Raw genomic sequence first — 16,062 nt, forward strand, 5'->3', positions numbered from 1 at the left:
GAGAGCTTCTATGAAGATAGGCCAAAAAGCCGTATCGAACCTCTGTCACTAAGATTCGATACGGCTTCCCGCATTTCCTGCTACTTTCTCAATTCCGCTCCAAAAGTTTGTTCCAGAGACGTAACGACAGGAGTATGCGCCGCATTGATCTCTTCATCCGTCAACGTATGTTCCCAATGACGATAGGTCAGAGAGATAGCTACGCTCTTCTTATCTTCACCAAGCTTACTGCCTGTAAATACATCAAACACTCGTGCATCCTGCAACAGCTCTCCGCCTGCAGCGTGAATAACACGAAGCAGTTCACCTGCCTCAACGTCTTTATTTACCACGAGGGCAATGTCACGTTCCACGGATGGGAAGCGAGCCAGCTCTCTGAACTGAATATGAGAGTTGGCGTGTTCAACGACCTGTTGCAACGCAATTTCCGCTACATACGTATCATTCAGCCCATAAGATTGTTGAAGCTCCGGATGAATCTGCCCAATGGTACCGATCCGTTGAGAGTTTCCATTCACATCCAGCCATACCGAAGCAGAACGGCCCGGGTGATAGCTTTGCGGTTGGTCAGCCACATAACGAATGCTAGCACTCAATCCGAAATAGTCAAACACCGTTTCAAGCGCGCCTTTAATATCAAAGAAATCAACCTTTTCAGCACCAATATTCCATTGTTTTTCACGGCGTACCCCAGTCAGCAGTAGACTAAGCACTTGAATTTCCTGCGGCTGACGGGTTAATGTTTGTTCCTCTGTATAAAATACTGTTCCCATCTCAAAAATCGCCAGATTGTCTTGCTTGCGATTCATGTTGTACACCGCTGTATCTAGCATCTGTGGGATGATACTCGTACGCAAAACACTACGGTCTTCGCTCATAGGCATAGCCAAACGTACCGAATGGTTACCTTCTGTCAGGGCATTAAATAACCCTGTACTTTGCGGATGTACAAAAGAGTAGCTGATCGTCTCCTGCCAACCACCATGAGCCAGCAATCTGCGCAGGGAGCGGCGCAATGATTGCGATGCTGTCAAAGCTCCCGGAGTTGTAGGACCTTCAATCGGCGTGGTCGGGATATTGTCGTAACCATACAGACGAGCTACCTCTTCGATTAAGTCCACGTCAATGGTAATATCTCCACGGCGTGTAGGAACTTGAACTTCCAGTACACCTTGCTCTGCATCGCCACATCCGAAATGAAGTCTACCGAAAATCGTTTTCACCTCAAGCAGCGACAGTTCGGTTCCCAAATATCGGTTTATTTTATCTAGCGACAGCTTGATAATGCGGTTTTCAGCTTTTGCAGACGCTGATTCTACGATGCCCTGGTGTACAGTGCCTCCCGCATAACGCTGAATCAGCGTAGCTGCACGATTCACAGCAGGCACAACAGCGCCTGGATCAACCTCTTTTTCAAAACGCAGACTTGCTTCTGAACGCAGTCCAAGTTGACGGGATGTTTTGCGAACTGTACCGCCGTCAAACTTCGCAGATTCCAGCGCAATGCTGACCGTCGCATCCGTAACCTCGGAGTTGGCTCCACCCATCACGCCTGCCAATGCAATGGGTTTCACACCGTCTGTAATCAGCAGCATATGCGGCTCCAACTTACGCTCCTGATCGTCAAGTGTAATCAATGTTTCGCCTGCACGAGCGAATCGAACTTCAATATTTCCATTTTCCAGCTTATCCGCATCAAAAGCATGCAACGGCTGACCGTATTCCAGCATAACGTAGTTCGTAATATCTACGATGTTGTTGATCGGACGAACACCTGCCGCCATCAGACGGTTTTGAATCCATAACGGGGAAGCCCCCACTTTTACACCTGTGATATAACGGGCCGCATAGTGCGTGCACAGTTCAGGAGTATCTACCTTCACAGACAGATGATCTGCCGCTGCATCGCTAATTTCCACCAGTTCCTTAGCCGGGTCAGCCAGCGAAATGTCACGTCCCAGAATCGCACTCACTTCATATGCTGCTCCATGCATGCTCAGGCAATCCGAACGGTTGGGTGTCAGATCAAAATCCAGCACCTGATCATCCAGCGCCAGCAGTTTCGTAATTGACATACCAATTTCAGCATCCTCAGGCAGCACCAAAATACCTTCTTGCAATTCCTTTGGAAGCAGCTTGTCATTCATGCCCAGTTCTTTGGCCGAGCAGATCATGCCCATGGATACAACACCACGTAGCTTGGCCTTTTTAATGTGGAAATCTCCCGGCAACTTGGCACCTACAACTGCAACAGGAACCTTTTGACCTGCATCCACGTTTTTGGCACCACACACGATTTGCAGATCTTCCTCTTGACCTGCATCGACAATACATACATTCAGCTTATCAGCATCTGGATGCTTTTCCTTGCTTTTAACATAGCCGACAACGACGCCAGTAATCCCTTGATTGCGCTGCTCGACCTCATCAATTTCTATGCCCGAACGGGTGATTTTCTCTGCTAGATCCTCCGCGCTTACCTGATCCAGCGATACATACTCGGACAGCCACTCGAATGATACTTTCATATGGGTTCACTTCCCTTGATATAGTTGTTTATTGACGCGCAAACTGTTTCAGGAACGACAGGTCACTGTTATAAAAATGACGAATATCGTCGATACCGTATTTCAATATAGCAATCCGCTCTACACCCATACCGAATGCAAAGCCGCTGTACACCTCGGGATCAAAACCGCCCATCTCCAGCACTTTCGGATGGACCATGCCACAACCCAAAATTTCAATCCATACGCGTTCGCCATTTTTCTTCACAAAAGTCACGTCTACTTCAGCACTCGGCTCTGTGAATGGAAAGAAGCTTGGGCGCAAACGGATTTCGGTTGATTCTCCGAACATTTCGCGTGCAAATTGAAGTAAGGTTCCTTTCAAATCACTCATACGAATGTCTTTTCCAATGACAAGCCCTTCAATTTGGTGGAATTGAAAAGAATGTGTTGCATCGTCATCATCACGTCGGAAAACCGTACCCGGACAGATAACCTTAATAGGCGTTTCGCCCTTCATCGCTTCCATCGCACGAATCTGAACTGGTGACGTATGGGTACGCATCAATAGATCCTCAGTCAGATAAAATGAATCCTGCATATCCCGTGCGGGGTGATTTTTAGGCAGATTCAATGCTTCGAAGTTATAATAATCCGTCTCTGCCTGTGGACCCTCAGCCACTCGATAGCCCATACCTGTAAAAATATCCTCGATTTGCTCAATCACTTTGTTGAGCGGGTGCAGTCCACCTTGCGGCAACGCGCGTCCAGGCAGCGTAACGTCGATCTTTTCCGCTTGCAAACGCTCATTCGTTTCTGCTTTCGTGAACTCGTCCTGCTTACGGTTAACGACTTCTTCAATCGCCTCGCGCACCTCATTGGCTACCTGTCCAACAACCGGACGCTCTTCCGCGCTCAGCTTGCCCATACCGCGCAAGATTTCAGTCAATGCGCCCTTTTTTCCCGAATATTTGACCCGTAGATCAGCCAGCTCCTTGGGTGTTGCCACCTTCTCCAATACTTCCAGTGCTTCTTCCTTCAAGGCCAGCAAATGTTCCTTCATTTGGATGGTTTCGCTCATCGCCTGTTCAGTCCCCTTTCTTCATATCCAGCTTTTCAGACAACAAAAAAAGGTCTTTTCTCCCGGTAAGGGACGAAAAGACCGTGGTACCACCCTCGTTAGACAATAAGCTCAGCTCACCCAGCATTCTGCCTTACGGCAACTAGTTACAGGTGATTTTCATGCTATGCATCATCGTCTCGCTCTACACGTTGTAACGGTCGTGAACCGGTATCCCCTACTTGCACATTCGCCATTCACATGACGTCTGAGGTTCAAGGAACTGCTCCGGAGCGAACTTCAACAGCCCAGTATTTGCAGAAACGCTCTCAATCCTACGGCGCTTCCTCCCTGTTCAATCGGACACTGTCTACTCTTCTCCATCAAGACATTTTCAAAAATTCGAACTATTGTTCATTATTATATGCAAACTACCGCGCTTTGGCAAGCAGGGCATACGTTTCATTTCTTTAGATATCGAGATCTTCCAACCGCTCCAGATTTGCACGAATGCGCCTGATTTCGCTCAACAACTTCTCGTTTTCGTCATTCGTGCCCGTCATTCCCATCAACTCTGTAAGACGCAATTGTAATCGAAGCCGTTCCTCACGCCGCTCCTGGTCTTCTGGCTCCCGTTGACGGCTCCGCTCATCTTCTTGCTTTTCGTCAGCTGTCCCCTCATAGATTTCATATCCGCCCCCCGGCTTCATATCCAGTAACCGAGTTGCCGTGCACCTCACCAGCTCCCGATCATGTGAGACGAGCACCAGTGCTCCATCATAGTTGCGCAAAGAATCCTCTACAATTTCACGGGTTTCAATGTCAAAATAATTCGTGGGTTCATCCAGCACCAGCAGATTGGCTCCACTAAAGTACAGACGCAGAAAAGCTACCCTGCATTTTTCTCCCATACTGAGTGTCCCGATCCTTTTAAATACGTCCTCTTTCGCAAAAAGAAAGCAGCCCAACACCGTTCTCGCTTCTGTTTGAGTCATCGTCGGGAGTGCAAGCAGACTGTCCAGCAACGTTTGATCCTCCGGAAGCTGCTCCAGCTCCTGTGAAAAATATCCGATGTTCAACTGTGGGTTGGTTGTGACTTTTCCTGTCTGCGGCTCCAGTTGACCTGTTAATAACCGAAGCAGCGTGGTTTTACCAATTCCATTGGGCCCCCGAACAGCCAGACGGTCTCCACGTGCAACGATCAGATTTAGATTTTTCACAATGATACGGTCGTCGTAGCTAAAGTCAACCTGCTCAGCACGCAGCAAATATTTTGCCTGAAACCCGCTGTCACTTAATTTCATGTGCAAAGACGCAGCCTCACGCGGTTGCTCTACTCTATTGGCTTCCAGTCGCTCCAGTTCCTTCTCTTTCGCATGGTAACGGGAAATATTTTTTTTAGCCTTGGCCTTATAAAAGCTCTGCGTAACGGCCATCTCAACCTTGGATGCGCCACGATGCGCCTGATGAAACCATTCCCTGTAATTTCGAATCGTTTCCTCCAGCGCCTGTTTCGCCAGCTCCTGCTTCCGATAGTTGGCTTCCTGCTCTCGCAGTTCTCGCTCCTTTTGCGCTTTATATTCCTTATAGCCGCCTTTATAGCGCCCAATACCTGTCGATGTGAGCTCAACTATACTCGTAGCCACCCGATCCAAAAAGGCTCTGTCATGCGATACAAACAGCAGTGTTCCCGGATACGTGGACAGCCACTGCTCCAGCCAAAGCAAGCTTTCGGCATCCAAATGGTTGGTCGGCTCATCCAGCACCAGTAGCTTCGGCTGCCTGACCATGAGTCCGGCTAATCGCACTCTCGTCTTCTGTCCGCCACTCAGGTCACCATAAGCAATGGACCACGTCTGGACAGGCATTCCCATTCGAGTGAGCGCCTTTTCCACCTCAGACTCCCAGGCAAAGCCTTGCAGGCGTTCGTATTCATCCATCAGCTCGCCGTAACGCTCCAGATGATTCTCCATATCCTTCCCAGCATTGGCTAGGTCAGCTTCCAGCTGTCCCAACGCTTGCTTGAGAAGCCAATGCCGAGGGCTGGCCTGCTGTGCGGCCTCAAGTGCGGTTCGAGACCAATCCACCGTATCCTGCTGCTTCAGCCAGCCCCGCTCTTCCAGTGGCAAATCATGCTCTACTTGACCAGAGGTTGGCGCTTCATCTCCCAGTAATATTCGCAATAGCGTCGTTTTACCTGCTCCATTTCTTCCAAACAGTGCGAGCCGTTCTCCTTCCATCACATCCAACGACACATTCTCAAATAAAGATGTCCCGTTCCAATCCTTTACTACATTGCGAATACGCAAAATCGTTCTCATACCGATCATCCTTTCCCAGTCCGGTTTTTTGACCCCGGAAGCAATAAAAAAAGCCGCAGAAGGCTGCGGCTTGCATACAAGGAATATAGAATGACTGTTATGAATCGTCTCAGAACATACGCTTATGAAAAATAATACCGTAAACGAATAAGCCAAATCCCGTTCCGGAATAAACGCATACGTCCCTACATTCATTTTCAGACACACTTCTCCCGTTGCAGCTTACAGCCGCCTGCCAGTAACTGTGCAGTTAAGTGGGAAAATCAGTGTGCTTACTTCATCGGACGTATGGTTACCTTCCTTTTCATGGGATACTTACTTGCAGTCAGTATAGCAGATCACAGCACATTTGCAAATAACCCGCGTTATTTTCCAAATATCAAAGTTGTATTGGACGAACCTGCATATTTTGTTACAAACTCTTTCGTATATTCAGGAGTCTGAACCTGATAGCTATAGTTTTTGCTTGGATTCCAGCTGGTTACACGCGATTTTTGGTTGTTGATGGAGGGAAAACTCCCCACATCTTTAAACTCGCCATTGGCTTTATCATCAAGAATACCGCCCTTTTCACTACCTTTTCCAAAGTAGTTGTACTCAGAATAGATTCTTGCATTCGTAGCAATGGTGTAAGCAAGCTGGAAATTATTGATATAATTATTTTTAACATGGAAATATCCATATCTCATAAGCCCTGGGCCACGTACAAGTAAGTTTTCAAAGTAATTATTGGCGATCGTGATATGGGGCATGCCATCATAATTTTTATTGCCATCATCAGGGTATCCCAAAATGAGACCATATTTATGATTAGCAAATTTGGAGTTACTAATGGTTACATAATCAGCTGATTGGCCTATGTACAAAAGTTTGTCCAGATCCGAGCCATTCGCATTATAACTGTGACCTGCAAATGTAACATGATCAATCCAATAATTTGTACCTGCAGTGAGATAAAGTTGAATGTCATCGTTACCGTTAATGTTGGCACTGTGCTCAAAAGTTAAATTTTGAAAGATCACATTTCCCGAATTATTTGTTGTTTTCAAATGAATGTTAACCAGCTTGTGTTGCGCGTAAGAACCAATGAGTGATTTGTTGGAACCAATGTTGACCACGGTTTTAGAGGAGGCAGAAATATTTTTTTCGATTACCAGAATTTTAGGAGTTGAATCCCCTAACTGGTTTTTCAAATCGTTTAGATTATTGATATAAATGACCTGACCGCCTTTTCCCCCCGTTGTGGCAGGCTTTGCAGCTCCATTTTCACTTTTAGCCTGTCCGGCAAAACCAGTCATTCCATTCGTCGACGTATTTGGAAAATCAGCAGCGGCGAACGTAGAACTTGCAGAAAAAGTAAACAGCATCAAAGTTAATGCTAAAAACAGAAAAGAAATTTTCCTCATTGCAGCTACACCATCCTTTTTTAAGTTAAATCCCGACAATCCGACTATACATATTTTTTAGTAATTGGTAAATAGTTCTTTTTATCTGTTTATTTATAGCATCTAAGCTAAATATTTTATATTTTATTTTTGTGCAGCAATGTAAAAATAGTTCGTAAGAACGCAAAAAGCCGTGATACCCCGTCGGCACCCCGGCTATAATGCATTTATCTAGCTCCAAACAAAACAAAAACCCCTGCGTCGCAAGGGTTCCGAACTTCTTAAAACAGTAAGCGGGTGATGGGAATCGAACCCACGCTATCAGCTTGGAAGGCTGAAGTTCTACCATTGAACTACACCCGCATTTTATAACATCTCGATTCTTATGTATGACACGCTTAACCTATCGTCAACCAGCTGAATCAGGATGTTATTTAGTATAACTTACCTTTCAGCAAAATGCAAGCATACTACATACTATCCTGAGCCAGCCAATTCATAGGTTTACGTAAAAACAATTTTTCAAAGACTTCTGCCGGAATGGGGCGACTAAAGTAATATCCCTGACCCTCATGACAATCCTGTGCCTGCAAAAAATGAAGCTGCTCCTCATTTTCCACTCCCTCAGCCGTAACCTTCAGCTTCAAATGGTGAGCCATGGAGGCAATAGTAGATACAATTGCCGCATTTTTGCTGTCGACCAGTACCTCATTTACAAAGGAACGGTCAATTTTTAGACGATCAATCGGGAGATTCTTCAAATAATGCAATGAGCTATAGCCAGTTCCAAAATCATCAATACTGATTGCGACACCAATAGCCTTTATTTTTTTCAACTGTTCAAAGGCCCGATCCTTATCAAAGGTCATACTTTCGGTAATCTCAAGCTCTAGATAGCGTGCTTCAAGTTCCGTATAGGTCAAAATGCCCCGAATGACATCCACCAGCTTTTTTTGCTGAAATTGGCGCATGGATAAATTGACCGAAATTGGGATGGGTGGGTACCCGAGCTCCTGCCATTGCTTATTTTGCAGACAGGCCTCCCTTAACACCCATTCCCCCAAGGGCACAATTAAACCACTTTCTTCAGCCACCGGAATAAAATCGCCCGGCATCACCATCCCACGATGAGGATGATTCCACCGCACCAGCGCCTCCAAACTCGTTAGCTCGCCACTTTGCAGGTGGACACGTGGTTGATATACCAATGAAAATTCCTCATTTTCAAGTGCTCGCCGCAGATCATTTTCCAGCTGGAGTCTTTCATGCGCTCGCATCTGCATCGCGCTAGCATACCGCTGAAAATTCACTCCCTGCTCTTTGGCACTATGGACAGCCGTATCCGCCTGCTGAATAAGTTGTTCGCTCTGATTCGCATCCAACGGGTATAAAGCTATACCAACGCTCACCATCACATGATAAGATTCGCCATTAATATCGAAAGGCTGATCGAACAGCTTCACCATATCATCAATACGATTTCTCATAGCATCTGTATCTTCGTATCCCGTTAGAAGAAAGGCAAATTCATCTCCGCCCATGCTAAAGACAGCTTCCCCTTCATGGCTAAAATGCCCCAAGCGTTCGCCTACCGCATACAGCAAATAATTCCCTGCCATATGTCCAAGCGAATCATTAATCGCCTTGAAACGATCAATATTTAGCACTAAAAGCGCTACTGTCTCATCCGATTTCAATGATTTGCGCAATATTCTATCTAAGCGTTGGGAAAGGCGACGACGATTGGGGAGTCCTGTTATATCATCATTATAGGCAATGTGATTAAACTCAGATTCTGCTGCCTGCTTTTCACGATAAGGAACCAGAACCATCAACCGAACCAGCCCGCTCAACATATTATAAAATGCTACCGCGTTGGTCAAAAGTCCCAAAAGGTGATTAATATCGCTCATTTGCTCAGAAAATAAATAGAACAACTGACTCACAACACACAGCCCAATCCCACGAACAATAAGCAACATGCCCAACTCCGCCGGGCGGGCTTTCCGATATTTTCGCACCCCGAAAATAAAAGTGAGCACAAGCAGTAACATGACAGCCAGATTTAATGTCCAGCCCAGGTTGCCTATTTCGTATCGTATACGTAGATCCGGTAAGTCTGCACCAAATGTCTTAATAACCCCTAGAATCAGCAAAGTGCAGCCTATCCCTGCCCACAAAGCCACTGTCTTGTATTCAGACTTCGTCTTGCTAGATGGGAGGAAACAAACACATAAGAGCAAGACAGAAGTAAAGGCACGATTTACAAATAGCAGCCATAACGAAATGCCCGGAGACAAAGCAAAGTCTGTCAGGCTTACGAAACTAAACGAAACAATATGAACAAGGTAAAGCAGGCCAGCCACCAAAAACGTAGGGGCAATAAGAAGTCTCTGCAAGGATAACTTTTCCAGTAAAACGGACCAGGATTGATAAAAAATAGAAAAACAAATCGCAGCACAGGAAAATCCTACAATCGGATATAACAAGAAAAAAATATTATGGGAGTATATCTTATTCAAAGTTACGTGAAATAACTGAACCAAGACAAACAAAACTATTGAAGCAATGCCGATACCTATCGTTTTTTTTACTTCCAACCGTATACTCATTCAGCCTCTTCAGCCCCCTGCATATCGGAGATTCCGATCATCTAAGACGTTTGACAGCTTTGGAAGCCGTTGTTTAAGTCTATAGTATCAAAAATAATGTTGTATTCTGGTATATAATAGCATTTAATCTGTGAAAGGTGAATCATTTTTTTGTCTTAAATTCATGAATTCATTTTCGCATTTACGCAAATAACCGAGCTTACAGCACCAAAAAAGCGCATCATCTTGTCAGATTATGCGCTTCAGACAACCTTTTCCAAAAAGGTGATACCTATACCCCAACGCTGCACAACATAAAAGAAATAGTATGTACAGGACCCCTCTGCGAAAACCTCCCCATATTAAACTACAGGAAGCGTGATTTTGAATTGTGTGCCACTTCCATGTTTACTGTCTACATGTATGAAGCCTCCGTGATTTTTGATAATTCGATAGCTCACAGCCAATCCCAATCCGGTTCCACTTTCTTTTGTTGTAAAAAAAGGATCAAATAAACGCGCCAATGTATTGTGATCCATACCTAATCCGTTATCTTCAATACAAATGTGGACATAATTACCCTCAAGCACTGTATGGATATCGATGCAGCCCTCTCGTTCCCCACTGATGCTTTCAATGGCATCCATCGCATTTTTAATCATATTGAGGATAACCTGCTTAATTTGCTTCACATCAATGGAAACCTTCATGAGCTCATCATTTTCGTCCAATGCAATCTGGCACCCCTTCATTAATGCTTCGCTTTCTGTCAGCATCACTACCTCTTTCAGCAAGCCCATCACAGATACAGCTGTTTTTTGCGGAGCCGAAGGCTTGGACGAATTTAAGAACTCATAAATAATGTCGTTCGCACGATCAATCTCTGTTAATATAATGCGGGCATACTCGTCCCTGCCCAACTCCACCAAATGTGGCCGAAGCAATTGAATAAAGCCCCGAATTGCGGTAAGCGGATTACGGATTTCATGGGCGATAGAGGCAGAGATGCGTCCCAGCATCGCTAGCTTATCGTTTTGATACGCCGTCTGCTCAATCTGCTTATAATCCGACACATCCTTGACGCTAAACAAAAAATCCCCATCCATCTGATCACCATAGGTCACTGTTATCAACCAATGCCGACCATACTCATCAATCAACTCATGATAGCGCTTTCTATGAAAGATAGTTTCTTTATAAATCCGCATGATTTTCTTCTTCTTAAACCGACTTAACTCAGGATGATGCAAAATTTGCATCAAATTGCGACCTGCTAGCGAACTCCGTGGTAGCTCCAGCAATTTCGCCATTTGCACGTTAATAAAGGTCAGTACCCCGTCACTGTCAAACAGCATGATACCACTATCCAGGTTCTCCAGCACATTTTCATACTTGTTATTGGCGATCTGTGTGGAAGGACAAGCTCCCACGGTATCAAGCAAGGCTTCTTGGAATTCACTGATCATGCCAGGCTTCCCCCTTGTTTCGGAATGACAAACTGGCCGTTTCGGACGCGTAATAATCTTGAAGAAGAGAAAGGCATCTATCGACTACCCTTCAATGATGTAGAAAACAGTTTCACAGAAATCCGACCATCTCTTTCCAATTCGAGTCTTATTTTATGATAGACAAGATTAAGGATCGCAGTCAATCGGAAAAAGTGTCGAATCCAAATTTTTATCCTGTTTTCTTTCGTCATAATATCTGCGCAACATTACCAAAATGAAAGATTACGTTAGGAACAAGCGCCCTACACACCAAAGAAGCTCTCCAGAATTGAGAGCTTCTTTGGTGTGTAGGATGTCAACTGCCGCTCTTATTATGTTGAAGTCGGGATCGTCTTTGGCTCATAACGGCCAGTCTTCTCTTAAGCTCTCCCTGCCATTTTTCATCATTCATCTGTTTGGCTACCATCAATAAATCCAGAGATATGTCAATTTGACGCTTCACAATTTCAAAGGCATCTTCACTTTCACGATTCACACAATTTTCAAATATCGTATCATCGTCTTCCATGACATAATCCTGAAAATCAATCTCGGTTGCCCCATCTCCATGTGCATATTCAGCCAGAATTTCATACTCATTTTCGACTTTATAATGAACTTCAATGCGACGACATACCGGGCAAAACAGCAAAGGAACATTATGAACTTGGGTGCGGTAATGCTTCAGCGTTCCCTTGGTTCCTACCATGCTTGCTCCACAGCAATAACTCATCCGGGCTCAGCCTCCTCTGAACAAAACCTGTTCTGCCTTGTTTATCTTCTACAATACCTTATTCGCTTTCATCAGGCAAAATTCCTCCAGAACACAACAACATTTCCATAATTATTTGTTACTTCACTCTATTTGTCTCATTTAAACAGGACATCCTCACATCTTGCGCTGCACAGAGCAGGCAAGCAAGCCCCCAATAACGGCAGAGTAACCGCTAGTTGGGGGCTTGCTTGTTTAATTTCAACTTGTGAAGCTTATATTACAGATTTTGATCGCCTGGTTTCCAGTTCATGGGGCACAAGCCACCGGATTGCAAAGCTTGCAGTACACGCAAAGTTTCTTCCACACTGCGGCCTACGTCGTTGTGGTTAACCACTTGATATTTCAATTCGCCTTCTGGATCAATGATGAACAAGCCACGCAATGCAACGCCTTCTTCTTCGATCAGAACGCCATAATCGCTCGCTGTTTTCTTCGTGATGTCAGAAGCCAATGGGAAGTTCAGTTTGCCCAGACCATTGTTTTCTTTAGCTGTGTTGATCCATGCTTTGTGGCTGTGCACGGAGTCTACACTGATACCCAGAATTTCAGTATCCAGCTCTTTGAATTGGTCAGCAGCATCGCTCAACGCTGTAATTTCCGTAGGGCACACAAAAGTGAAATCCAGTGGATAGAAGAAAAATACGAGCCACTTGCCACGGTAATCGGAAAGCTTCACCGAACCAAATTCTTGACCGTCTCCAGTCACTGTTTCCAATGCAAAATCAGGGGCGGGTCTTCCTACCAATCTTTCTGCCATAATAATGAAATCCTCCTTTAAAATATGTAAGAAAAACACCGAATGTGTTTTCCTCAATCATCTGTATTGTAATGAACAACTTACTTGATAAATGTTATCATTCGCTGAAATCAAAGTCAACATTGTAACCATTACTTTTTTATAATTATTTTAAACTAGCTTAAAAATTCACATTTTATTCACATTTTGAACTTTCGAATATACAAGTAGCTCCTGATTGCTCAGGAGCTACTGTACTAAACATTTGCCGAAAAGGCTGTACTGTATAACCTTACTATAATAGGAAGCTTTTTTTCAGTACGGGTACATTTACGGAGCTTTTAACGAATAGCTGCTGCGATCAGATCTCCCATTTGAGTTGTCGAGATCGCTTGAGATTTATCCACCGCAATATCCGCCGTACGGTGCCCTGCATCCAATACCTCAGCTACCGCTTTCTCAATGGCATCAGCTGCCTTGTCGTACCCGAAGGTGAGACGGAACATCAAAGCAACGGACAAAATCGTTGCAATGGGATTCGCCAGCCCTTGACCTGCAATGTCAGGCGCCGAGCCATGTACCGGCTCGTATAGGCCGAAGCTGCCTTCTCCAAGTGATGCGGAGGAGAGCATGCCGATGGATCCGGTCAGCATAGCCGCTTCATCACTGAGAATGTCACCAAACATATTTTCCGTCACGATGACGTCAAAGCTAGATGGACGACGCAGCAATTGCATGGCGCAGTTATCAACCAATACATGCTCCAGCTCGACATCCGGGTAGTCTACAGCAACCCGGTTAACGACTTCACGCCATAAACGGGAGGTTTCCAGTACATTAGCCTTATCCACCGATGCAAGTTTCTTGCGACGCTTTTGTGCAATTTCGAAAGATTGGCGCACTATACGCTCTACTTCTGTTACATTATATGCACAAGTATCGACTGCTTCCTCACCCTGAGGACTTTCTCGTCTGAACTTCTCGCCAAAATAAATGCCGCCTGTCAGTTCGCGCACCACGATCAGGTCCGTTCCTTCCAACACTTCCGGTTTCAATGTAGATGCATCCTTGAGACAGTCAAAGACGACAGCAGGACGAAGATTCGAAAACAGACCGAGCTCTTTACGAATGCCCAGCAGTCCAGTTTCAGGACGAAGTTCCTTTGGATTGTTGTCCCATTGGGGTCCTCCTACGGCTCCCAGCAGAACGGCATCTGCAGATTGACATACTGCCAGTGTTTCTTCCGGCAATGGTGTGCCCTTCTTATCAATCGCAATCCCACCAAACAGCGCATGCTCCGTTGCAAATGAAAGGCCGAACACTTCTTCCGTACGTTTCAAAATTTTCTCTGCCTCTGCGACCACTTCCGGTCCAATTCCATCTCCCGCTATTACCGCAATCTTTTTAACGTCTGCCATCACGTACACTCCTCTTGTTATACAGCTATACAACCGTATTTTTCACACCTTCTTTGTAACATACATGGCAGGGTTTTGACCAAGATATAGAATCTATCAATTCAATAGGCACAGCCTATAAGCTGGTTTTTTCATCAGAGAAAAAGAAAACAGGACCGGAAACATCCGATCCTGTATATATCCAACTCTTAAGTCCGATAAAATTAAGATTTATAATCTACGCGGTTACTGTAATTTTTACGCTTGTCGATCAAACCATTTAGTGCATCTACGTAAGCCCGAGCACTTGCTTCCAGAATATCGGTACTTACCCCGCGTCCCTGCACAGACAGTCCGTTTTGCGTCAGCACTACATGGACTTCACCCAGGGCGTCCTTACCATGGGTAACTGACTTGATGGAGTAATCTGAAAGTACAACGCTTTCGCTGCTGGCTTGGTCAATCGCATTGTAGATCGCATCGACTGAACCATTTCCTTCAGCTTCTGTCTCGATAACCTGACCTTCATCGTTAACCAGACGCACTTGTGCGGAAGGCGTAGCTTTGTTTCCATAGGTAACAAAAATCGTTTCCAGCTTGAAGACTTCAGGTGCATCGGCCAATTTTTCTTCCAGCAATGCCAAAATATCATCGTCCGAAACTTCCTTTTTCTTATCAGCCAAGTCCTTGAACTGCCCAAAAGCGCGATTCAGATCTTCTTCACTCAATTCGTAGCCCAACTCGATCAAACGCTCACGGAAAGCATGACGACCTGAGTGCTTACCGAGTACCAGCTTGCTTTCTTTTAGACCGATACTTTCTGGTGTCATGATTTCATAAGTCGTTTTCTCTTTCAACATGCCGTCTTGATGAATACCTGATTCGTGCGCAAAAGCATTGGCTCCAACAATCGCCTTGTTGCCCGGCACTACCATCCCCGTCAAACGGCTAACCAAACGGCTCGTGCGCGCAATTTCAGACAATTGCAGAGACGTTTTGGCCTGGAAAAATTCCTGTCTCGTCTCCAGTGCCATGGCGATTTCCTCAATGGCCGTGTTTCCAGCGCGTTCACCAATACCGTTAATGGTTCCCTCGATCTGATCCGCACCGTTCAGGATGGCAGCGAGTGTATTAGCAGTAGCCATTCCCAGGTCATTGTGGCAATGTGCACTCAATTGAATCTTCTCCACATCGACGACATTTTCCTTAATGTGTTTGAATATATTTCCATACTCGTAGGGTGTCAAGTAACCTACCGTATCTGGAATGTTGACGACAGAAGCCCCTTCTTGTACAGCCATGGTAACCATTTCAACCACAAAATCAAGCTCTGTACGACCTGCATCCTCCAAAGAAAACTCCACTTTAGGCAAATATTTCAACCCATAGCGTATGGCAGCACGAGCAGTTTCCAATACCTGTGCCTTCTCCATCCGCAGCTTATGCTGACGGTGAATAGGAGAAGTTGCCAAAAAGATATGGATACACGGGTCCTGAGCTCCCTTGAGTGCCTCGCGAACCGCATCAATATCCTGTTCCCTTGCACGCGAAAGACCAATAACCGTCGAATTTTTCACAGCTTTTGCTACTGCATTAACAGCCGCCAGATCACCCGGAGAAGCAGCCGGGAACCCAGCCTCCATACGATCGATTCCCAGCTTCTCCAACTGATGAGCGATCTCCACTTTCTCACGAGTATTCAAGTTCACGCCAGGTGACTGTTCTCCGTCTCTCAACGTTGTGTCAAATATATATATTTTGCGCAACCTAACGCACCTCCTCAGGATTAGGACCCTTAAATTA

10 protein-coding genes and 1 tRNA gene are annotated in these 16,062 nt (G+C 45.3%); all 11 read right to left on the reverse strand.

Features of this window, described 5'->3' with window-relative positions; translation table 11 throughout:
* Window positions 1–80 precede the first annotated feature (80 nt).
* The 11 genes from pheT to G9G54_RS03900 all read right to left on the reverse strand — a co-directional run bounded on the left by pheT (window position 81) and on the right by G9G54_RS03900 (window position 16,025).
* A complete protein-coding gene (gene pheT / locus G9G54_RS03850) occupies window positions 81–2,528 on the reverse strand; it encodes a phenylalanine--tRNA ligase subunit beta (protein ID WP_165176159.1) in 2,448 nt (815 codons plus the stop codon).
* A gap of 28 nt (window positions 2,529–2,556) precedes the next feature.
* Window positions 2,557–3,588: a phenylalanine--tRNA ligase subunit alpha gene (pheS, locus tag G9G54_RS03855; protein ID WP_269321413.1), complete on the reverse strand. Its 1,032-nt coding sequence runs from the start codon at window positions 3,586–3,588 to the stop codon at window positions 2,557–2,559.
* Window positions 3,589–4,037: 449 nt separating this feature from the next.
* Entirely contained in the window at window positions 4,038–5,888 is a 1,851-nt protein-coding gene (gene abc-f / locus G9G54_RS03860) for a ribosomal protection-like ABC-F family protein (RefSeq protein WP_165176729.1), read from the reverse strand.
* Window positions 5,889–6,253: 365 nt separating this feature from the next.
* Window positions 6,254–7,255, reverse strand: coding sequence for a polysaccharide lyase family 1 protein (locus G9G54_RS03865; RefSeq protein ID WP_238807778.1), 1,002 nt, complete (start codon window positions 7,253–7,255; stop codon window positions 6,254–6,256).
* 310 nt (window positions 7,256–7,565) lie between these two features.
* A tRNA-Gly gene (locus G9G54_RS03870) sits at window positions 7,566–7,636 on the reverse strand.
* 107 nt (window positions 7,637–7,743) lie between these two features.
* Entirely contained in the window at window positions 7,744–9,885 is a 2,142-nt protein-coding gene (locus G9G54_RS03875) for a bifunctional diguanylate cyclase/phosphodiesterase (protein WP_165176163.1), read from the reverse strand.
* 341 nt (window positions 9,886–10,226) lie between these two features.
* Complete coding sequence (locus G9G54_RS03880) at window positions 10,227–11,330, reverse strand: ATP-binding protein (RefSeq protein WP_165176165.1); 1,104 nt, start codon at window positions 11,328–11,330, stop codon at window positions 10,227–10,229.
* A 337-nt stretch (window positions 11,331–11,667) separates the two neighbouring features.
* Window positions 11,668–12,084, reverse strand: a complete 417-nt coding sequence (locus G9G54_RS03885) for a hypothetical protein (RefSeq protein WP_013309391.1) — start codon at window positions 12,082–12,084, stop codon at window positions 11,668–11,670.
* Between the two features lie 259 nt (window positions 12,085–12,343).
* Window positions 12,344–12,883 carry a peroxiredoxin gene (locus G9G54_RS03890; RefSeq protein ID WP_023987763.1) on the reverse strand — a complete coding sequence of 180 codons (540 nt, stop codon included), beginning with the start codon at window positions 12,881–12,883 and terminating at the stop codon, window positions 12,344–12,346.
* A gap of 320 nt (window positions 12,884–13,203) precedes the next feature.
* Window positions 13,204–14,280 carry a 3-isopropylmalate dehydrogenase gene (gene leuB / locus G9G54_RS03895; RefSeq protein ID WP_165176167.1) on the reverse strand — a complete coding sequence of 359 codons (1,077 nt, stop codon included), beginning with the start codon at window positions 14,278–14,280 and terminating at the stop codon, window positions 13,204–13,206.
* 203 nt (window positions 14,281–14,483) lie between these two features.
* Window positions 14,484–16,025 (reverse strand): 2-isopropylmalate synthase, encoded by a 1,542-nt coding sequence (locus G9G54_RS03900; RefSeq protein ID WP_165176169.1) that lies wholly within the window; start codon window positions 16,023–16,025, stop codon window positions 14,484–14,486.
* Window positions 16,026–16,062: the final 37 nt, after the last annotated feature.

Origin of the sequence: Paenibacillus sp. EKM212P, from assembly GCF_011066115.1 — a bacterium.
GTDB classification, from domain to species: domain Bacteria; phylum Bacillota; class Bacilli; order Paenibacillales; family Paenibacillaceae; genus Paenibacillus; species Paenibacillus polymyxa_B.